This window comes from Pseudomonas mandelii (genome assembly GCF_002251635.1).
Classification (GTDB): Bacteria; Pseudomonadota; Gammaproteobacteria; order Pseudomonadales; family Pseudomonadaceae; genus Aquipseudomonas; species Aquipseudomonas mandelii_B.
This window is the reverse complement of record NZ_NMOJ01000004.1, coordinates 1-20763: the sequence shown is the minus strand read 5'-3', so window position 1 is coordinate 20763 and position 20763 is coordinate 1. Positions and strand designations below refer to the sequence as shown.

Genomic DNA, 20763 nt, shown 5'->3' with positions numbered 1-20763 from the left:
ATTCTCACAACGCCTGATAAAAAAGAGAACCCAGTGAAAACACCTTATTCGCTTGAACAACTGTTGCCTTATATAAGGCAACACTCAAACTTTTACCGCACCCGCCTGAACCACTTACCGGCAGAAGGTATTACTTTAAAAGACCTGCCGCTGACCAATGTGGCCGACTATTGGGCTGACAGTAACGACCTGAATCATTGGCCTGTGTTGACCGGGGACATCGAAGACGCGTTGGTGTTTAAAACCGGCGGATCCACCAGCCAGGGCAAACTGACGGTTTACTCGACCGGCGAGTGGCAAGCCTTGGTCAGTACATTTGGAAACAGTGTTTCCTCTCAGCTGAAGGACGGTGACAGGGTCGCCAACCTGTTCTTTTCCGGCGATCTCTACGCCAGCTTTCTGTTCATTCATGACTCGCTGGCGCACGTCAAACGGTCCATCTGTGAGTTTCCGTTCACCGGCGAAGTCAGCATGGATGTCCTGGCGGATGCGCTCGATCAGCACCGGATCAACGTGCTGGTCGGCGTACCGGCGCAGTTGTTGCGATTCGCGGCGTACCTGACCCAGCATCAGCGGGTGCTGTGTGGGGTTGATACGTTGCTGTACGGCGGTGAAAGCCTGTTCGGCCCGCAATTGGCCATCCTTACCCAGGTATTTCCCAACGTGCGCATCGCCTCAATCGGCTATGCCAGCGTCGATGCGGGCCTGATCGGCGCTACGAGCCGCGACTGTGCCTTGGGCGAGCATCGGGTATTTGAACCCCAGACCCTGCTGGAAATCGTCGATGAACTGACCGGTGAAGTCATTGAAGAATGCGACCGCACCGGATTATTGGTGGTGACCAACCTGACCCGCCGACTCATGCCGCTGCTGCGTTATCCGGTGGGCGACCGCGCCTGCTGGTGTGAGCCCGGCAACACCCCGATGCGCAAATTCGCCCTCAAGGGACGTAGCGCCCATAGTCAGCGGGTTCGTGTGGGGTCGGCGTCGTTGTTGATCGACGAAATGCTGCAGATTGTCCAGCGCGTTGCTGGCACCGACCAATGGCAATTGCGCCTCGAACATGACGGATACAAGGACATCGTCAGTGTGAAATGGGTGCCTGACACTAACGCCGTGGCCACCGCACCGCGATGCCAGGCGCTGTGTGAAGCGCTTGTGGCCCATTACCCCGCGCTCGAGCATCTGAATCGCGAAGGGCTGCTGGAGTTGCGAGTGCTGTCCTGCAACGTCACCGACCTGAAGCTGCACCCACGTTCCGGCAAGCAGATGCGGGTTCTGGATTTGCGCACCTATGACGCGCCATCGCCGGAGACTGCGTGATGCCTCATCTGATTTTTCGACGCTACCGCCCTTCCGATGCCCGCTCTGTGAGTCAATTGTTTCGCGAGGTTTATGGCGATCATTACGTTCAACCGGATGTTTACCTACCGGACATGATCAGTCAGCACACCGCCGACGGTCGCTGGAAATCAATGCTGGCGGTGGATGATGTACGCGTTCTGGGGCATGCCGCGTTGTGCCACGAATCGTCCCCGCAGAACGCGGAACTGGCTCTCAGCGTGGTGCATCCCGCCGCGCAGGGGCAAAGTATCGCGACTCGCCTGGGCCGGGAGTTACTGTTGCAGGCCGGAGCACTGGGCTTCAAGAGCGTCTTGATCAAGCAAGTGACCCACCATCCGTACACGCAACGCATGGCCGCAAACATCGGCTTCCACAGCACGGGAGTGCTGCCCGACTACGTTCCTTCGCCCTTCGCCGAACCGCACCCGGAAACCATTGTGATGGGTTGCCACGTGGTCGAAGGACAGGCGCGCCCACTTCCCGACATCCCCTGGCCCGAACGCTACCGGGGGTTTATGCAGCACCTGAGTTCGCTGTTCGGCACCCATCCAGAAATGACAACACCGCCTTCGATACCCTTGCAGATCAAGCAACACCATCACCGCTTCGACATGGTCATTCACCGCTTGACCAAACGTCTGCTCGACCAGATCCGGCAATTGCCCGGTCACTGGATGATCTCGACCCGACTGGCGTTGTCGCGACACTTCGCCGAAGACTTGCGCAGTTTGACGACGCTTGGCTTCACGTTCACCGGGTTGATGCCTGCTCCTGGCAGTCATGGATGGTTTGCCCTGTTTCATCGAGGCGCGCGGCCTCGGTCCCTCAATCTGCATTGCCACTACATGCAACAGTTGCACGACGACTTGCAGCGAAACACCGAAGCACAGGGTAGCGCTCGCTCAGCCGCTTGAGTCTTTTCGGTAAAACTCATTGCCCGGCTGCGCGCAAAGCTCCACCAGCCAGTCGACAAACACCCTCACCCGTCGAGACAACTGGCGGTGTGGGGGATAGAGCGCCGTCAGCGGCATCCCGGGGGGCGGCGTCGCTTTCAATACTTCGCACAAACGCCCTTCCTTCAATTGGCGGGCGACGTGGTAGTACGGCGTCTGGATCAGTCCATAACCCGCCTCACAAGCGGCCAGGTAACCGTCGGCACTGTTGACCGATACGTGCTTGGGCAGGTCAATCAACCTGACTTGATCGTCGACCATGAACTCCAGCCCGAAGGATGGTCACCGAAGCGCGGGGCAATTGCAGGCTGTCTGCCGCTCCTCAAGGTCAGCCAGATTGTGCGGGGTTCCATGGCGCGCCAGGTACTCGGCGCTGGCGCAGGTGATCTGGTCGAGCATGACCAGCGGCCGCGCCACCAGTGACTCATCCAGCGCCGCCCCGCCGCGCAGCACACAATCGACGCCTTCACGAATCAGGTCGACAGGTCGGTCATTCAAACCGATTTCCAGTTCGATCAACGGATAGCGGCGGGTGAACTGCGGCAATGCCGGAATCACGATCAGGCGCCCGATCCCGGACGGCATGTCCACTCGCAGCAGGCCTTTGGGGTTGTGACGGGCGGCGGAAAACACCGCTTCGGTTTCCTCCAGATCGGCCAGCAACCGCACGCAACGGGGGTAATAGGCTGCGCCATCGAGGGTCAGGCTGATCTGCCGCGTGGTCCGTTGCAGCACCTGACTTGATCGTCGACCATGAACTCCAGCCCGAAGGATGGTCACCGAAGCGCGGGGCAATTGCAGGCTGTCTGCCGCTTTGGCAAAGCCGCCCAGCTCGACGATTCGGGTGAACACGCGCATGGCGTTAAAACGGTCCATTGTCAGGCTTTCCGGCTGATTATTTAGATATTGCGAACAGTGATAGCAGTTTTAGCCGGTTTATCTGGGTTCTGTCGAGGTCAACACTAGGGGCTTACACCACAGGGAGTTGATTTCATGCAAACACGTCAATTGGGCAAAAACGGCCCGCAGGTTTCTGCCATCGGGTTGGGCTGCATGGGCATGACCGATTTCTATACGACCGGTGTCGATACCCGCGAAGCCATCGCCACCTTGCATCGGGCGCTGGAATTGGGGATCAACCTGCTCGACACCGCTGACATGTACGGCCCGCACACCAATGAAGAATTGATCGGCAAGGCCATCATCGGCAAGCGCGAGCAGGTGTTCCTGGCCAGCAAGTTCGGCATCGTCCGCGATCCGTCCAACCCCGGTGCCCGGGGCGGCAACGGCCGACCGGACTACATTCGCGCGTCGATCGACGGCACGCTCAAACGACTGGGCGTTGAAACCCTGGATTTGTACTACCAGCACCGGATCGACCCGCATGTGGCCATCGAAGAAAGCGTCGGCGCCATGGCCGAGTTGGTCAAACAGGGCAAGGTGCGTTNTCTGGGTTTGAGTGAGGCGTCAGTGGCCACGCTGGAACGGGCGCACAAGGTTCATCCGATCAGCGCCCTGCAAAGTGAGTATTCGCTGTGGAGTCGCGATCAGGAAGAGAACGGTTGCCTGGCCGCGTGCCAGCGCCTGGGCGTTGCCTTCGTCCCTTACAGTCCATTGGGACGCGGTTTTCTGACGGGAGCACTGACAAGCCCGGATGACTTCGCCGCCGATGATTACCGTCGCTTCAGCCCGCGTTTTCAAGGGGAAAATTTTGCAAAAAACCTGTTGCTGGTGCAGCAAGTGCAGGCCTTGGCAGCCGACAAAGGCGTGACGGCAGGTCAATTGGCGTTGGCCTGGGTGCTGGCGCAGGGTGACTACCTGATTCCGATTCCAGGAACCAAACAGCGTAAATACCTTGAAGAGAATGTCGCCGCACTTGAGGTGAAGCTCAGCCGCGACGAATTGCACGCGCTGGAAGCGATCTTCCCGGCCAATGCCACCGCAGGCTTGCGCTATCCAGAGGAAGTGATGAAGTTGCTTGACCGATAACCGACGCCTGGCCCACCCGCGCTGAGTGGGCCAGCACTACCGAGCGTCAGGCCTTGGAGCTGACGCCACCATCGGTAGGAGGCACCGTCGTCCCATTGCCCTTGCCGTAAGTCTGCAAGTTCTGCAATACGTAGATCGCTGTCTTGTACTCCGGGATCAGGCCAGTGGCGTACTTGTCGCCTCTGATGCTGTTGTTCTGGATGGTGTCCAGTTGCGTGGCGAAATACTCCAGCGCATTGAATTTTGCATCCGGGTCATTCTGAACCCCGAACCGGTCAAACTTGTCACCGGCATTCATTAACGTCATCCACGTGGTATCGGAAATCAGGCCTTTACCTCTAAGGAAGGCACTGAGGTTGCCCAGTTGTTTGGCGGAGACATTTTCCGGGTCGAAACCTTTTACGTTTCGGTGGATTTTCATTGCATCCATTTTCGCCGTGCTCAGCGCGTTTGGATTGGTCCCCACCAGGGCCAGCATCTGCTTGATCCTGGCGCTTTGTTTTATGGGCTTGCCGCTGCCCGTATCCTGAACCAGTAAACCTGCCTTGGACGTCCAAGCCCCGGCATAGCCGATAGTCATGACTGCGCTCCCGACTGCGTGAACATAAATAACTCCTTGTTTAACTCGAATTCAGAGCGCGCAAGTATCGGCGTGGCAACTAGCCATACCTACAACTATTTCCGGTTTTTACAATTTTCGTACATTTAAGATACAAAGCACTAAGCTCCCTGTTTCATTGGCCTAGACCAACTTTTCACTCTAAGTCTGCACAACTAATCTGGTTCATCGTGCGTGCTGGTCCGTGCATTTGTATCGACATTGAGACCTTTCAAGACCTGACCGTCCGTCACTCTCCCCCCTTTTTGGACGTTCGTACCTAAAGCTCGCCTGTTGCAGGCCGATAGCCCTTCGAAGCGCCGATCTTTTGATCGAAAACCACAATAAAAACGCTGCACAAGGACCGGTCCCATGCCCGCATTCCGTACCATCCAGGCTCGCTACACGCTGTTTCTGGTCCTGTTTATCCTGCTGTTGTTCATCCTGACGGTGGTCGGCATCAGCCAGTTGGTTGCCCCTAAACTTCGCCATACCGAAGAACAAGTGGTGCTCAACCGCGTCGCGGAGGTGGCCGAACAGATCAAGGGCGAACTGAACAAGGTCCAGGCCCAGCAACGCAGCATCACCCAAACCATTCCCCTGCTCGACAGCGACGCCATCGACANNGTGCTGCCAGGCCTGGTCGATCAGTACGGCGAGTTGAAAGTATTCGGAGGCGGTATCTGGCCGCTGCCTAACCAGCGTACGCCCGGGCGCAACAAGCACAGCACCTTCTGGCACCGCGATGCCTCGGGCAAGCTGGCCGTCAATACGTTCTGGAACAGTGACGCCGCTCCCAACTATTACGACCAGACCTGGTACAAGGGCGGCATGCAAACCCCGCGCGGCCAATGCGCCTGGGCCGCTGCCTATAAAGATGACGCCAGCGCCGAGCCACGGACCAACTGCGCCATGGCCATTCAGAAAAATGGCTCGGCGTATGGCGTCTCGACCATCGACGTGACCTTGGGCTTCTTCAATGACTTGATCGCGCGCAAGGAAAAAGACCTCGGCGCCGAAATGCTGATCGTCGAAGCCGACGGCAAGATCATCAGCAACAGTTCGCGNATCAGTGGGCCGATCGTGCTGAAGAACATCAGTGAGCTGGCCGGCAACTCGCCGTTCGCCAGTCAAGTGAAGGCCGGCCTGCAAAACCGTGATCAGTCGCAGCGGGTCGAGTTCGACAACAACGGTGAAGCCAACACCTTCTTCATGCGCCCGATCGAAGGCACGCCATGGTTCCTCGCCACAGCCCTACCGACGGCGCTGATCACCGCCCAGCGTGATGACGTGCTCGGTAGACTGAGCCTGCTGCAAATCCCGATGGTGATCCTGCTGGTGTTGCTGCAGATCTACGCGATTCGCCAACTGATCCAGCGGATGAAAATCCTCAAAGCCAACATCGACGCCCTGTCCGCCGGCGATGCCGACCTGACGCGACGCATTACCATTCGTGCCGAAGATGAACTGGGCGCCATCGGCCACTCGGTGAACCACTTTATCGTCTACTTGCAGAACATGATCGGCGAAGTCACCCAGGCCACCGGAGCCATGGCGTCCAGCCTGGACAACCTGCAGCGGACTTCCGCCCACACCAGCCAGATTCTGGTGCGTCATGCGTCTGAAACCGATCAGACGGTCACGGCGATCACCGAAATGAGTTCGACCGCCGACAGCGTCGCGCAGAACGCCGCTGAAACGGCGGCTTTCACTCAGCGCGCCAATGAAAACGCCGACCGTTCACGGGTCGTGGTCGGTGAGGCGTCCAGCAGCGTGATCGCCTTGATCGATGAAGTGGCAAGCGCCACCCATAAAGTCGAAAGCATGCAGGAGGATGCGCAACGCATCACCGAGATTCTCGGGGTGATTGGCGCCATTGCCGGGCAGACCAACTTGCTGGCGCTCAACGCCGCGATCGAAGCGGCCCGGGCCGGTGAGCAAGGTCGCGGTTTCGCAGTCGTCGCCGATGAAGTCCGCGCCCTCGCCGCCCGCACGCAGGCCAGCACTTCGCAAATCAATGAAATGCTCAAGCGCCTGACCCAAGGCGTGAGTTCGTCTGTCACCGCGATGGAAAATACCCAGGCCAGTTGCCAGTCTGCGGCCGATGCCACGGCGCGGGTCAACACGGGGCTGGATGAGATGGCCGGCTCGGTCAGCCATATCAACAACCTCAGCACCCAGATCGCCACGGCCGCCGAGCAGCAAAGCGCGGTGACCGAGGAGATCAACCGCAGCATGGTGCAGATCCGACATATGGTCGACGAGCTGGTGAAGAGCGGCCAGGCCAGCGAGCTCAATACCCAACAACTGCTGCAAGCCAATGCGCGTGTCAGCTCGATCATGGGGCGGTTCAAGGTGCGTTGACCGCTGCTGAATGACACAAGCTCCCTGTGGCGGGGAGCTTGATCTGTGAGGAGCTTTTGTGGCGAGGGGGCTTGGCGTACCNGCGAGGGGGCTTGGCGTACCTGTATTACTTCGAAACAACCTCGTATCTCTTCGCCGCAAAAAATGGTCAAAATGCATCTTTTTGGCCGCAACCCGAGACGAGATTCCCCATGCGAAACCACCTGCGTCTGGTCGCCCTGAGCGCCCTTTTTATCTCCTCCCTGGCTCAGGCCGCCGACCTGGTCCCGATCGAAGTCCACCGTGATGCCAACTGCGGCTGCTGCAAAAAGTGGATCAGCCACCTCGAAAGCAACGGGTTCAAGGTTGAAGACCACGTCGAATCCAACATGAGCGAATTCAAGCAGCAGCACGGCGTGCCTCCACGCCTGGCGTCCTGCCACACCGGCCTGATCAACGGCAAATTCGTCGAAGGCCATGTTCCAGCGGATCAGGTGCTGGCCTTGAGCAAACGTGATGACTTGCTGGGTGTTGCGGCGCCGGGTATGCCCATGGGTTCGCCCGGCATGGAAATGGACGGCATGAGCGATGCCTGGCAAGTGATCGGCCTGAAAAAGGACGGCACTGACGTGGTGGTGGCGGACTACCCGGCCCATTGATCGGCGGCGCCTACATCGGGCTGTTTTTCGCGGCATTTGGTGCCGCGACCCTGCTGCCGTTGCAATCCGAAGCGTTGCTCGTCGGGCTGTTGCTCAGCGAACAGTATTGGCTATGGTTGCTGCTGGCCGTCGCGACGCTGGGTAATGTCCTCGGTTCAGTGGTGAATTGGTGGCTCGGCTGTCGCATCGAGCGGTTTCGAGACCGCCGCTGGTTTCCGGTCAGCCCGCGCCATCTGGAACAGGCCCGAAAACACTATCAACGCTATGGTCATTGGTCATTGCTGCTGAGTTGGGTGCCGATCATCGGTGACCCGCTGACGCTGGTGGCCGGCGTCATGCGCGAGCCGCTTGGGCGGTTCCTGCTGATCGTGACCCTCGCCAAAGGTGCACGTTATGGCGTGCTGGCCCTGGCCACGCTGGGCTGGATCGGTTGAACGATCGGCGGCGGCGATTGCCTGTGTTTAATGTCGCCCTAATCATGCCGATCCAGCATCGGCGGGTTTTCTATGGAGTTCCCCCATGTCCCTTCCCCTTTCCCGCTGGCTGCCCGGCCTGTTTCTGACCGCTGCACTGCCTGTTCTGGCTCATGCCGAAGGCCCGGAATACGGGCCGGAACTGCAAGGGTTCGAGTACCCCTATACGGTCAAGCATTTCGCGTTCGAGTCCCAGGGAAAATCCCTGCAAATGGGTTACATGGACGTGCCCGCCAAGGGCAAGGCCAACGGGCGCACTGTGGTGTTGATGCACGGCAAGAACTTCTGTGGCGCCACGTGGGATGAGTCGATAAAGGCCCTCAGCGCCGACGGGTATCGCGTGATTGCGCCGGACCAGATCGGCTTTTGCACCTCCAGCAAGCCGGATCACTACCAGTACACGTTCCAGCAACTGGCGACCAATACCCAGCAACTGCTCAAAGCCCTTGGCATCCAGAAGTCCAGCGTGCTCGGGCACTCCACCGGCGGCATGCTCGCCACGCGCTATGCGCTGCAATACCCCGATCAGGTCGAACAACTGGCGCTGGTCAATCCCATTGGCCTGGAAGACTGGAAAGCCCTTGGCGTGCCCTATCGCACCGTCGATCAATGGTACGAGCGCGAACTCAAGCTCAGCGCCGACGGCATCCGCCACTATGAACGCAACACCTATTACGGTGGCCGCTGGAAGCCTGAATTCGACCGTTGGGTCGATATGCTTGCCGGCCTGAACAAAGGCCCGGGGCACACGCAGGTCGCCTGGAACTCGGCGTTGATTTACGACATGATCTTCACCCAGCCGGTGTACTACGAGTTCAAGGACTTGCAGATGCCGACGCTGTTGCTGATCGGCACGTCCGACACCACGGCCATCGGCAGTGACATTGCCTCCCCGGAGGCCAAGGCCAGGCTCGGTCATTACGACGTGCTCGGCAAGCAAGTGGCAAAACTGATTCCGCAGTCCACACTGGTTGAATTCCCCGGCATGGGCCACGCGCCGCAGATGGAAGAACCGGCGAAATTCCACCAGGCATTGCTCGACTGGCTGAACAAAACCAATCCCGTGCGTTGATGAGGTAAGGCTGATGGCGGTGCAGATTGCGGTGATCGATGATTGGCAGGACGTGGCCCGTGACGTGGTCGACTGGTCCGTGCTGGACAGCCTCGGCGAGGTGAGCTTTATCCATGATTACCCCGCCGACAACGCAACCTTGGCGGAGCGTCTGGGTAAATTCGAAGTGATCTGTGTGATGCGCGAACGCACCCGGTTCGATGAAGACCTGCTGCGCCAGTTGCCGACTCTCAAGCTGCTGGTCACCGGCGGCATGCGCAATGCCGCGCTGGACATCCCTGCCGCCAAGGCGCTGGGCATCCAGGTCTGTGGCACCGACAGCTATAAGCACGCCGCACCGGAACTGACCTGGGCGTTGATTATGGCGGCGACCCGCAATCTCGTGGTCGAAGCCAATGCCTTGCGCGCCGGGAAATGGCAGCAAGGCCTGGGTGGCGACTTGCACGGCAAGACGCTGGCGATCCTCGGCCTTGGCAGCATCGGCCAACGTGTCGCGCAGTTCGGTCAGGTGTTCGGGATGCGCGTGATCGCGTGGAGCGAAAACCTCACCGCCGAACGTGCCGCAGAAGTAGGCGTGACCTATGTCAGCAAGCAGGAACTGTTCGAGCAGGCCGATGTGCTGTCGGTTCATCTGGTGCTCAGCGATCGCAGCCGGGGATTGGTCGACGCCCAGGCGCTGGACTTGATGAAACCCACGGCGCTGCTGGTCAACACCGCTCGCGGACCGATTGTCGATGAGGCTGCGCTGATCAAGGCGTTGCAGAAGAATCGGCTGGCGGGGGCGGCGCTGGATGTGTTCGACGTGGAACCACTGCCGCTAAATCATCCGTTCAGAACGCTGGACAACGTGTTGGCGACGCCGCATGTCGGGTATGTCAGTCAACAGAACTACCATCAGTTCTTTTCGCAAATGATCGAGGACATTCAAGCGTGGTCGGCGGGTGAGCCGATGCGCCTTCTGAGCTAGGATTACAGCGCCGTTCTCTCACCCGATCGATGTTGATCAGTTAGTCAATACTGAACGCGAAAACCACGTATCCTCTGCGCCCGTTTCACGTCCAACCTCGCGAGGGCAGTTTGTCTAAAGGTATCGCTTTATCGGTCTCGGCCTCGGTGCTGTTTGCCGTCATGTATTACTACACCTCGCTGCTCACCCCCTTGAGCGGCGTGGAGATTTTCGGCTGGCGCATGCTGCTGACCGTACCGTGCATGACCGTGTTCATGGTCGCTTCAGGTGAATGGAAACGCGTGGTCGAGATTTTTCGGCGCATCGCCGGGAATCGGAAACTGATCGCCGGCCTGATCGCCTCCTCCGCCCTGCTCGGCGTGCAGCTTTGGCTGTTCATGTGGGCGCCGCTCAACGGCTACAGCCTGGATGTGTCGCTCGGCTATTTCCTGTTGCCGCTGACCATGGTGCTGACCGGGCGGATCGCCTATGGCGAGCGCCTCTCGTATCTGCAAAAAATCGCCGTGGTACTGGCCTGTCTTGGCGTGATCAACGAGGTGTATCAGGTCGGTGGTTTTTCCTGGGCAACCTTGCTGGTCTGCATCGGCTATCCGCTGTATTTCATCCTGCGCAAGCGCCTGGCCGCCGACAACCTTGGCGGTTTATGGCTGGACATGGCGTTGACGCTGCCGGTGGCGTTCTGGTTCGTGCAGAGTGGCGAACAGGGTTTCGGCGTGTTTGATCAACACCCGTGGCTGTCGCTGCTGATCCCGATACTCGGGGTGATCAGCGCGTCGGCGCTGGTGGTCTACATCATCGCCAGCCGATTGTTGCCGTTCAGTCTGTTCGGGCTGTTGAGTTATGTAGAACCGGTGTTGTTGCTGGGCGTTGCGTTGCTGCTTGGGGAAAGCATCAAGCCCGGGGAATGGTTGACCTATATTCCGATCTGGCTGGCGGTGGTTGTATTGGTGTTTGAAGGGTTCAAGCACCTGGTCCGGCATCGCAAACCTTAAGCCCTACACAAAACCAAATGTGGGAGCGGGCTTGCTCGCGAAGGCGTCGTTTCAGTCAACTCAGATGTTGAAAGAACAATTGCATTCGCGAGCAAGCCCGCTCCCACAGGTGTAGCGGCTTACTCGGTGGCGAGTACGCCACGACGAACCTGATCACGCTCGATCGATTCGAACAGTGCCTTGAAGTTGCCCTCGCCAAACCCATCATCGCCCTTGCGCTGGATGAATTCGAAGAACACCGGGCCCATCAGGGTTTCCGAGAAGATCTGCAGCAGCAGACGTTTGTCGCCTTCAATCGAAGAACCGTCGAGCAGAATGCCNCGTGATTGCAGCTGATCGACCGGCTCGCCGTGGTTCGGCAGGCGGCCTTCGAGCATTTCATAGTACGTGTCCGGCGGCGCCGTCATGAAGCGCATGCCGATCTTCTTCAGCGCGTCCCAGGTCTTGATCAGGTCGTCGGTGAGGAACGCCACGTGCTGAATGCCCTCACCATTGAACTGCATCAGGAACTCTTCGATCTGGCCGGCACCCTTGGAGGACTCTTCGTTCAGCGGGATGCGGATCATGCCGTCCGGGGCACTCATGGCCTTGGAGGTCAGGCCGGTGTATTCGCCCTTGATGTCGAAGTAACGCGCTTCACGGAAGTTGAACAACTTCTCGTAGAAGTTGGCCCAGTAGACCATGCGCCCGCGGTACACGTTATGGGTCAGGTGGTCGATGACCTTGAGGCCGGCGCCCACCGGGTTGCGGTCAACGCCTTCGAGGTACACGAAGTCGATGTCATAGATCGAGCTGCCCTCACCGAAACGGTCGATCAAATACAGCGGCGCGCCGCCGATGCCCTTGATCGCCGGCAGGTTCAGTTCCATGGGCCCGGTTTGAATATGGATTGGCTGGGCGCCCAGCTCCAACGCGCGGTTAAACGCCTGTTGCGAGTCTTTGACGCGGAACGCCATGCCACACACCGATGGGCCGTGCTCGGCCGCAAAGTAGGATGCGAGGCTGTCGGGCTCGTTGTTGAGGATCAGGTTGATCTCGCCCTGGCGGAACAGGTCGACGTTCTTGGAGCGGTGGGTCGCGACTTTGGTGAAGCCCATGATCTCGAAGATCGGCTCCAGTGTGCCCGGGGTTGGCGATGCGAATTCGATAAATTCAAAGCCCATCAGGCCCATTGGGTTTTCGTATTGGTCTGCCATTTTGGCGCCTCATCATTTTTTAGAATTAACGGAACGTTAGTTGCTAAGAATGCTGAAGCCGGCGGGTGGCGCGCAGGAGATGCCCCGCACGCTGCGGGCGAGGAAGTCACCGTAGATCAATTGAAACCCGAAACTTTTCATTGTCGACCCAAGGCTGAGGCGGGCGAGGCTTCTGCTGGCAGAAGACGATTATTATTGTATGCGTAACCCGATTCTACACAGCGTAAATAGGTTTGTCCGCCTTCTGTATCAAATCCCCTTTTTCCCTGCTCGCGCAAGGGGTTTGTTGCACAGGAAAATCCCCGCGAGAATCAGCCCACCTCCCAGGCACATCACCAGCGTCAAGTGTTCACCTAATAACAGCGCACCAAGGATCACGGCGGTCAGCGGATTCAGGGCAATGAACACCCCCGAACGCGTCGCGCCGATCTGGCGAATACCATCGTAATAGGCAATGTAGGCCAGCGCCGAGCCCAAGACGCCCAGGTACATCAAGCTCATCCATTGCTGCGGACCGAGGCTGATGAGCGCGCTGACACTCAGCTCCCCCCGTATCGCACTTGCCACCCACAGCATCAGGGTGCCGAGCAGAATCGAATACGTCACCGTCTGTACCGGCCCCAGCGAGTGGTTCAAGTCTTTGGAGAACAACGAGTAAATCCCCCAGCCGAGCACGCAGCCGAAAATCAGCAGGTCACCGATCCAGGCGTCGGCGTTGCCGGCCAGCAACTGCGGGTTGCGGCTGACGATCACCAGGCTCGCCCCGGCGATGCACACCGTGACGCCGATGACTTTCTCCCGGCTCAAGCGCTCCTTGAACAGCAGCCACGACGCCAGCCCGATCACGGCGGGGTTCAGCGCCACAATCAATGACGCCCGCGACGCATTGATGTAATGCAGTCCATAAAAGAAGCACAGGTTGTAGAAGAAGATGCCGAAGAACCCCAACAGCGCCAGTTGCAGCCACTGCCTGGGGCTCGGCTTCACCAGTGGCACGCGGGCCAGCAGCAAAAACAGCAGCAATGCCACGCTGGCCAAGAGGAATCGCAGGCTGGCGGCGAACAATGGGCTGAGGCTGTCCGCGAGAAACCGGCCGGCCACGAACGTCCCGCCCCAGATCATGGTGACAGCGGCGAGTTTCAAGTAAACCGGTATGTCCGATGAGGTTGTTTGCGCATAAGCATTCATGAGGCGTAAGGACTTCAGTCAGGGTAGATGACGTATCATTCGACTAATGCACGATCATCGTAAAATGAGTAAAGACTCATGACCCTGACACAACTCGAGATTTTTTCACTGGTCGCCGAACTGCGTGGTTTCACGGCGGCGGCCAACCGGCTGGGGATTTCCCAATCGGCGGTGTCGCATGCCTTGAAGTCGCTGGAACAGGAATTGGGGGTTGAGTTATTCCGGCGCCACCAGTCCCAAGTCGAACCGAGCGACATCGGTCTACAGCTCTTATTGCGCGCCCGGGCCATGCTCGGGTTGGCCAACACCTTGCGCCAGGAAGCGGCCGATGCTCGCGGGATGAAGCGCGGCACCCTGCGCATCGGCTCGTTCGGCCCCACCTCTTCGATCAAACTGCTGCCACAGATCCTGCAGCACTACCGCGCCGCTCATCCCGGTATCGAAGTCCACATCGACGAAGGTCCGGACCGGCAGATTATCCAGTGGCTGGAAGAACGACGAATCGATATCGGTTTCGTGGTGCTGCCCGAAGATCGCTTCGATACCTTCCCGCTGATCGAAGACCGGATGGTCGCGCTGCTGCCCTCCGATCATCCGCTGGCCAGTCGCGACAGCCTGAGTTTAAGCGACTTGTGTCACGACCCGTTCGTGCTGACCGAAGCCGGGTCTTCGGAGCTGGTTTCTCGACTGTTCACGACTGCCCGGCTGACACCGAACATCCGTTATCGCTGCTCGCAGTTGCTCAGCACCCTCGACACCGTAGGCCGAGGCGATGCCCTGACCGTGGTCGCCGAAGGTTCGTTGCCCGATGACAACGACAGCCGCTACGTGAAAAAACCGCTGTCGCCATCCGTCAATCGGCAGGTGGGCCTGGCAGTGCTCGACCAACGTCAATCGTCGCCCGCAACGCTAGCGTTTATCCAACTGGCTTCAAGCCTTGATTATCGTTGAGCGGCATAAGTCCCGACGGCCATCTATCATGCCCACTACCTGAACTCTTTATGGGAGACGTGCCGTTGTCTTCCCAGCATTTGAGAGCCGTATCCCATCGTCACAGGCTTTTCGAATGCCACTGAACGCCAAGACCCACAAACGCGGCAAACGAATGGCTGTAACCCTTCTTAGCGGGGTGCTCCCGGTGCTACTGGGGAGCGTCATTCTCTATATGCAGGCCGAACGTGCGCTCAAGCAAAGCACCGAGCTGACGGCCGAAGAAGCCATCCGCCAATTCGAACTGATGCTCGACAGTAACGCCAAGGCCGCTCGGGAACTGCTGCCGCTGGCCGGCCAAAGCTGCAATGACGTCAAATTGGCCCTGCGTGAACAGGTCACCCGCGGTCCATTCGTGCGCGCGACGAATCTGGTGTGGGACGACAGCATTTATTGCAGTTCTTTGTTCGGTGACTACCACGAAAAGCTCAGTGCCGGCGACTACTCCAAAGGCCGGTTGCTGCTGATGAAAGGCAACCTGGTCACGCCTGACACCGCGGTATTGGTGTATCGGCTCGGTGAAGGTAAACAGGGCGCCTTGAGTACGCTGGACGGTTATCACCTGAGCAACGTGCTGCGCATGATTGGTCGCAAGACGATCCTGTTGCTGCAAGTCGGTCCCCACTGGTTATCCGCCGACGGCAAGGTTCACGATGACGCCCTGCCCGCCCCGCCTGTGGCCGAAAGCAAACTGACGTCCACGCGTTATGGCTTTACGGTCGCAGCCGGTTTCCCCGAGGGTGAAACCTGGCGCTACATGAGCAGCGAGTACCCGCCGCTGTTCAGTTTGCTGATCTTCTTCGGCGTGGTATCGAGCGCTATCGGGCATGTACTGCAACAGCGTTCGTCGTCGCCCAGCCACGAAATGCAGCGCGAGTTGGAGGCAGCCGAATTTGTCCCGTACTTTCAGCCCGTGGTGCATGGCGATACTAAAACCTGGTCCGGCGCCGAAGTGTTGATGCGCTGGAATCATCCAAAGGAAGGCCTGGTGCGCCCGGACCTGTTCATTCCGTTTGCCGAGCATTCCGGGTTGATCGTGCCGATGACCCGCTCATTGATGCGACAGACCACGGCGTTGTTGGCACCTGCCGCTGCCTCGTTCGACGGGCCGTTTCACATCGGCATCAACATCACCGCCAGCCACTGCAAGGACCTGGAGCTGGTCGAGGATTGCCGGGAATTTCTCAGTGCCTTTGCGCCGGGCGCCATCAACCTGGTGCTGGAGTTGACCGAGCGCGAACTGATCGAGCCGACGGCCATCACGCACCAATTGTTCGAGCAGCTTCACGCCTTGGGCGTAATGATCGCTATCGACGATTTTGGCACGGGTCACTCAAGCCTTGGTTACCTCCGCCAGTTCAATGTGGACTTCCTGAAAATCGATCAGAGTTTTGTCGCCATGATCGGCGTTGACGCGCTTTCCCGGCACATTCTGGACAGCATTATCGAACTGTCGGCCAAGCTTGATCTGGGGATCGTCGCCGAAGGCGTGGAAACCGAGGAGCAAAGTGACTATCTGGCCGCACACGGCGTGAACTTTCTGCAAGGTTATTTGTTCGGTCGACCGATGCCCGGTGCCGAATTCATTAATGCATTAAGGCGTCATTAACCTGCGGTTTTACGCGACGAGGCAACGAAGCAGCGCACCAAATTGAATCAAAAGACTACTGTAGTTACATGAAGAAAAAGACATGATTTACTCTTGGCCAATTAACTACTACAATTTTTCATGCCTGTGCAAGATTGGCAGGTGAGCCACTATCACCGAGTCGCTTCAAGGCTCTTGGCTTATAGCTTTGTTTGCGGTTGGTATCAGCCAAACACACTATTGGAGTAATGAATTTGTCCAGACTCGCTGAATTTCGTGCCGCTGAAAAGGCCCTTCAAGAACAGCTCAAGCAGCTGGAATCGCTGAAGAATGATGCCGGGCTCAAGAAAGAAATCGAATTCGAAGAAAAGCTCCAGGGGCTGATGAAAACCTACGGCAAAAGCCTGCGCGACATCATCGCCATCCTCGATCCGAACCCGGCAAAATCCGGTCTGCAGGCAGCAGCCCCTAAAACCCGCCGCGCTCGTGTGGTCAAGGTTTATCACAACCCGCACACCGGCGAACTGATCGAGACCAAGGGCGGCAACCATCGCGGCCTGAAAGCCTGGAAAGAACAGTANGGTGCCGCTACCGTAGATTCCTGGCTGCGAGGCTAAGCACTCGCGGTGATAAAAAAAGCCCTGCCAATGCAGGGCTTTTTTTATGGACGGCCTCTAAACGCAACGAGGGGAGTCGTTCAACTCGCTACTTACCGACTAAACTTTATGCTTAATCCGTTTGGGTATCTAAAGATTTCAAATCGCGCTGAAATCTGCAGTCACGCAAACCCTCAACTAAAGTTTCAAGCTGTTACGAGCCGCCGCAATTTCATCCTCACTTGCCTTATAAGCCTCAGCCTGCCCCGCGTAGGAAAGAACATAGGCCTTATCGGCATCCACTGCCGCGACCAATGTTTGCGACAGCACATGTCGACCATTCTGTGTAATCGTGCAGGTAGTTTCCAATCCCGATAAGCGGCTCAAGGGCGCTGGATGAATTTTGTTGCAGACACTTTGATAGCCGCCTTGAAAGAAGTCCTTCTGCACCGACTTGCGCATTTCCAGCAACACACCCTCCAGATTGACCTGATGACCGCTTTCTACTTGAGTCATGGTCAATTCCATCACCATGACCGGCGTGCCGCCCTGGTCGACTTTCACCGCGCGCTGCCGGGAAACCCCTGGTTTGGCATCATCTTGCGGAATGGCTTCGACCTCCCAGCCGTTCGGCCAGGTCACCACCGGTGCATCCGCATGAGCGCTGGTAACACCTGACAGCAGGCAGAACAGGACGAAGGTCGATTTACAGAATCGGATCATTGCAATGAGCACTCACGGATTGAACCGTAAAGTCTGAGCCTCACCCGTCTGTCAGGCAATAGCCGACGGTTTGGGTTTGGTGATGTCAGAGCCCTTGCGTATCATTGTCGCCATTCGTTAGCCCCACTTATTTTCCGGAGGGCCCATGAGCCTGCACGAATTGAACACTTTCCCGGGCGTCACCGCCCAACCCGACACCGCGACCACGAACTTCGTGTTCAACCACACCATGCTGCGGGTCAAAGACATCACCAAATCGCTGGACTTCTACACCCGCGTCCTGGGTTTTTCCCTGGTTGAAAAGCGCGACTTCCCGGAAGCCGAATTCAGCCTGTATTTCCTGGCGCTGGTTGATAAAAACCAGATTCCGGCAGATGCCGCTGAACGTACCCAGTGGATGAAGTCGATTCCGGGCATCCTGGAACTGACCCACAACCACGGCACCGAAAACGATGCNGATTTCGCCTACCACAACGGCAACACCGACCCGCGCGGCTTCGGCCATATCTGCATCTCCGTGCCGGACATCCGAGCGGCTTGCGAACGTTTCGAAGCGCTGGGCTGCGATTTCCAGAAACGCCTGAACGACGGGCGCATGAAGAGCCTGGCGTTCATCAAGGACCCGGATGCTTACTGGGTTGAAATCATCCAGCCAGCTCCGCTCTAAGCCCCACCACACATCCCACATTGGGAATGTGCTCCGCTCTAAGCCCCACCACACATCCCACATTGGGAATGTGTGAAGCACAAAAAACCCCATGATCGCTCATGGGGTTTTTGTGTTTTCAGCGTTGGCGTTTAAGCCGGCGCGGAGGTGCGGATCAGGTGATCGAATGCGCTCAGCGAAGCCTTGGCACCCTCGCCTACCGCAATCACGATCTGCTTGTACGGCACGGTGGTTACGTCACCGGCAGCGAACACCCCTGGCAGGGAAGTTTCGCCACGGGCATCGACGATGATCTCGCCGCGAGGCGACAGCTCGATGGTGCCTTTGAGCCAATCGGTGTTAGGCAACAAACCGATCTGCACAAAGATCCCTTCCAGATCGACAGTCCGTGACTCGTCAGACTGGCGGTCCTTGTAACGCAGGCCATTGACCTTCTGACCGTCGCCCAACACTTCAGTGGTTTGTGCACTGGTGATCACGGTGACGTTCGGCAGGCTGTGCAACTTGCGTTGCAAGACCGCGTCGGCGCGCAGTTGTACGTCAAACTCCAGCAACGTCACGTGGCTGACGATACCGGCCAGGTCGATGGCCGCTTCAACGCCAGAGTTACCACCGCCAATCACCGCTACGCGTTTGCCTTTGAACAGCGGACCGTCGCAGTGCGGGCAGTACGCCACGCCTTTGTTGCGGTATTGCTGCTCGCCCGGGACGTTCATTTCACGCCACCGCGCACCGGTTGCGAGGATCACAGTTTTGGCTTTCAAGGTCGCGCCGCTGGCGAAGTGGACTTCGTGCAGCTCGCCGTTCTTGCCCGGCACCAGTTTGTCGGCGCGTTGCAGGTTCATGATGTCGACGTCGTATTGCTTGACGTGTTCTTCCAGCGCCACCGCCAGTTTCGGGCCTTCCGTTTCCTGCACAGAGATGAAGTTTTCGATGGACATGGTGTCCAGTACCTGGCCGCCAAAACGCTCAGCCGCCACACCGGTGCGGATACCTTTACGCGCGGCGTAGATGGCAGCCGACGAACCGGCTGGGCCACCGCCGACGACCAGCACATCAAAGGCGTCTTTGGCGCTGATTTTCTCGGCGGCTTTTTCGATGCCGCTGGTGTCGAGTTTAGCGAGGATTTCTTCCAGGCCCATGCGGCCCTGGCCGAAGTTCACACCGTTGAGGTAAATGCTTGGCACGGCCATGATCTGACGATCATCGACTTCGGCCTGGAACAACGCGCCGTCGATGGCGACGTGGCGGATGTTCGGGTTAAGCACCGCCATCAGGTTCAACGCTTGCACCACGTCCGGGCAGTTCTGGCATGACAACGAGAAGTAAGTCTCGAAGCTGAACTCGCCTTTCAAGGCGCGAATCTGTTCAATCACTTCGACACTGGCCTTCGACGGGTGGCCACCGACTTGCAGCAGGGCCAACACCAGCGAAGTGAATTCATGGCCCATCGGGATGCCGGCGAAACGCAGGCTGATATCGGCACCCGGGCGGTTGATCGAGAACGATGGTTTACGTGCATCGTCACCGTTATCGAGCAAAGTAATCTGGCTGGAAAGACTGGCAACGTCTTTCAGGAGTTCGAGCATTTCCTGGGATTTCGCACCGTCGTCGAGGGAGGCAACGATCTCGATCGGCTGGGTGACCCGTTCCAGGTATGACTTCAACTGAGCTTTAAGATTGGCGTCCAACATACGGGCGATTTCCTATTAATTCGGTTTATTGCAGACAAAAAAACGCCCGAGCGAAACTCGCCCGGGCGTTTTGAGGGCGGTGCAGCTTACTTAAGGTGCGGCACAATCCGCCCTGAGGTGTTTCACAGGCTTAGATCTTGCCGACCAGGTCCAGGGACGGAGCCAGGGTGGCCTCGCCTTCTTTCCACTTGGCTGGGCACACTTCGCCCGGGTGGGCAGCAACATACTGAGCGGCCTTGATTTTGCGCAGCAGCTCGGAAGCGTCACGGCCCACGCCGCCATCGTTCAGCTCAACGATTTTGATCTGGCCTTCAGGGTTGATCACGAAGGTGCCACGGTCAGCCAGGCCTGCGTCTTCGATCAGCACGTCGAAGTTGCGGGAGATGGCNNGGGTTGGGTCGCCGATCATGGTGTACTGGATTTTGCCGATGGCTGGCGAAGTGTTGTGCCAGGCAGCGTGAGCAAAGTGGGTGTCGGTGGAGACGCTGTAGATTTCGACGCCCAGTTTCTGGAATTCGGCGTAGTTGTCAGCCAGGTCTTCCAGCTCGGTTGGGCAAACGAAGGTGAAGTCGGCTGGGTAGAAGAACACGACAGACCACTTGCCTTTCAGGTCAGCGTCCGACACTTTTACGAAGTNGCCGTTTTTGTAGGCGGTAGCTTTGAACGGTTTTACTTGGCTGTTGATGATAGGCATCGATGACTCTCCGTCAGGGGTTAGTAAGTTGATGAGA

Annotated in this window: 18 protein-coding genes and 3 pseudogenes; 14 read left to right on the top strand and 7 right to left on the bottom strand. The window is 58.1% G+C overall.

Annotated elements, in window-relative coordinates; genetic code table 11:
- Positions 1-33 precede the first annotated feature (33 nt).
- Positions 34-1323: a phenylacetate--CoA ligase family protein gene (locus B7L09_RS00630; RefSeq protein ID WP_094467327.1), complete on the top strand. Its 1290-nt coding sequence runs from the start codon at positions 34-36 to the stop codon at positions 1321-1323.
- On the top strand, positions 1323-2258 hold the full coding sequence (locus B7L09_RS00625) for a GNAT family N-acetyltransferase (protein ID WP_094467326.1): 936 nt from the start codon (positions 1323-1325) through the stop codon (positions 2256-2258). Before B7L09_RS00630 ends, B7L09_RS00625 begins: the two co-directional genes overlap by 1 nt.
- Here B7L09_RS00625 and B7L09_RS00620 read toward each other — a convergent pair.
- A pseudogene (locus B7L09_RS00620) lies at positions 2247-3173 on the bottom strand (LysR family transcriptional regulator). The gene B7L09_RS00625 and the pseudogene B7L09_RS00620 sit on opposite strands and share 12 nt — an antisense overlap.
- A gap of 117 nt (positions 3174-3290) precedes the next feature.
- Here B7L09_RS00620 and B7L09_RS00615 point away from each other — a divergent pair.
- Positions 3291-4286, top strand: coding sequence for an aldo/keto reductase (locus tag B7L09_RS00615; protein WP_094467325.1), 996 nt, complete (start codon positions 3291-3293; stop codon positions 4284-4286).
- A gap of 46 nt (positions 4287-4332) precedes the next feature.
- Here B7L09_RS00615 and B7L09_RS00610 read toward each other — a convergent pair whose 3' ends face one another.
- Positions 4333-4866: a hypothetical protein gene (locus tag B7L09_RS00610; protein ID WP_094467324.1), complete on the bottom strand. Its 534-nt coding sequence runs from the start codon at positions 4864-4866 to the stop codon at positions 4333-4335.
- Positions 4867-5256: 390 nt separating this feature from the next.
- On the opposite strand from B7L09_RS00610, the pseudogene B7L09_RS32720 reads away from it, so the two are divergent.
- The 7 genes and pseudogenes from B7L09_RS32720 to rarD form a co-directional block, all read left to right on the top strand.
- Positions 5257-6387: pseudogene (locus B7L09_RS32720) on the top strand (HAMP domain-containing protein); the annotation flags it as partial.
- A gap of 336 nt (positions 6388-6723) precedes the next feature.
- Positions 6724-7248: pseudogene (locus B7L09_RS32715) on the top strand (methyl-accepting chemotaxis protein); the annotation flags it as partial.
- 191 nt (positions 7249-7439) lie between these two features.
- Complete coding sequence (locus tag B7L09_RS00600) at positions 7440-7886, top strand: DUF411 domain-containing protein (protein WP_094467322.1); 447 nt, start codon at positions 7440-7442, stop codon at positions 7884-7886.
- Positions 7886-8320 carry a YqaA family protein gene (locus tag B7L09_RS00595; protein ID WP_077747751.1) on the top strand — a complete coding sequence of 145 codons (435 nt, stop codon included), beginning with the start codon at positions 7886-7888 and terminating at the stop codon, positions 8318-8320. Before B7L09_RS00600 ends, B7L09_RS00595 begins: the two co-directional genes overlap by 1 nt.
- Positions 8321-8405: 85 nt before the next feature.
- The gene (locus tag B7L09_RS00590; protein WP_094467321.1) at positions 8406-9431 is read left to right on the top strand and encodes an alpha/beta fold hydrolase; all 1026 of its coding nucleotides are present in this window, start codon (positions 8406-8408) and stop codon (positions 9429-9431) included.
- Between the two features lie 13 nt (positions 9432-9444).
- Complete coding sequence (locus tag B7L09_RS00585) at positions 9445-10398, top strand: D-2-hydroxyacid dehydrogenase family protein (protein ID WP_094467320.1); 954 nt, start codon at positions 9445-9447, stop codon at positions 10396-10398.
- A gap of 110 nt (positions 10399-10508) precedes the next feature.
- On the top strand, positions 10509-11390 hold the full coding sequence (rarD, locus tag B7L09_RS00580) for an EamA family transporter RarD (protein WP_094467319.1): 882 nt from the start codon (positions 10509-10511) through the stop codon (positions 11388-11390).
- 119 nt (positions 11391-11509) lie between these two features.
- Here the strand turns inward: rarD and hppD are convergent, their stop codons facing one another.
- Together hppD and B7L09_RS00570 are read right to left on the bottom strand one after the other, a co-directional pair.
- On the bottom strand, positions 11510-12586 hold the full coding sequence (hppD, locus tag B7L09_RS00575) for a 4-hydroxyphenylpyruvate dioxygenase (protein ID WP_094467318.1): 1077 nt from the start codon (positions 12584-12586) through the stop codon (positions 11510-11512).
- Between the two features lie 249 nt (positions 12587-12835).
- Positions 12836-13774 carry a DMT family transporter gene (locus tag B7L09_RS00570; protein WP_094467317.1) on the bottom strand — a complete coding sequence of 313 codons (939 nt, stop codon included), beginning with the start codon at positions 13772-13774 and terminating at the stop codon, positions 12836-12838.
- A 78-nt stretch (positions 13775-13852) separates the two neighbouring features.
- Here B7L09_RS00570 and B7L09_RS00565 point away from each other — a divergent pair, with 78 nt between their 5' ends.
- The 3 genes from B7L09_RS00565 to B7L09_RS00555 all read left to right on the top strand — a co-directional run bounded on the left by B7L09_RS00565 (position 13853) and on the right by B7L09_RS00555 (position 16969).
- Complete coding sequence (locus B7L09_RS00565) at positions 13853-14725, top strand: LysR family transcriptional regulator (RefSeq protein WP_094467316.1); 873 nt, start codon at positions 13853-13855, stop codon at positions 14723-14725.
- Positions 14726-14840: 115 nt separating this feature from the next.
- Positions 14841-16373 carry an EAL domain-containing protein gene (locus tag B7L09_RS00560; RefSeq protein ID WP_094467315.1) on the top strand — a complete coding sequence of 511 codons (1533 nt, stop codon included), beginning with the start codon at positions 14841-14843 and terminating at the stop codon, positions 16371-16373.
- 233 nt (positions 16374-16606) lie between these two features.
- On the top strand, positions 16607-16969 hold the full coding sequence (locus B7L09_RS00555; RefSeq protein WP_094467337.1) for a histone-like nucleoid-structuring protein, MvaT/MvaU family: 363 nt from the start codon (positions 16607-16609) through the stop codon (positions 16967-16969).
- A 177-nt stretch (positions 16970-17146) separates the two neighbouring features.
- Here B7L09_RS00555 and B7L09_RS00550 read toward each other — a convergent pair whose 3' ends face one another.
- Positions 17147-17671, bottom strand: a complete 525-nt coding sequence (locus B7L09_RS00550; RefSeq protein ID WP_094467314.1) for a DUF4946 domain-containing protein — start codon at positions 17669-17671, stop codon at positions 17147-17149.
- Between the two features lie 145 nt (positions 17672-17816).
- Here B7L09_RS00550 and gloA point away from each other — a divergent pair, with 145 nt between their 5' ends.
- Positions 17817-18338 (top strand): lactoylglutathione lyase, encoded by a 522-nt coding sequence (gloA, locus tag B7L09_RS00545; protein ID WP_094467313.1) that lies wholly within the window; start codon positions 17817-17819, stop codon positions 18336-18338.
- 131 nt (positions 18339-18469) lie between these two features.
- On the opposite strand, the gene ahpF is transcribed toward gloA, so the two are convergent.
- Positions 18470-20032 carry an alkyl hydroperoxide reductase subunit F gene (gene ahpF / locus B7L09_RS00540; protein WP_094467312.1) on the bottom strand — a complete coding sequence of 521 codons (1563 nt, stop codon included), beginning with the start codon at positions 20030-20032 and terminating at the stop codon, positions 18470-18472.
- A 130-nt stretch (positions 20033-20162) separates the two neighbouring features.
- On the bottom strand, positions 20163-20726 hold the full coding sequence (gene ahpC, locus B7L09_RS00535) for an alkyl hydroperoxide reductase subunit C (protein WP_094467311.1): 564 nt from the start codon (positions 20724-20726) through the stop codon (positions 20163-20165).
- Positions 20727-20763 lie beyond the last annotated feature (37 nt).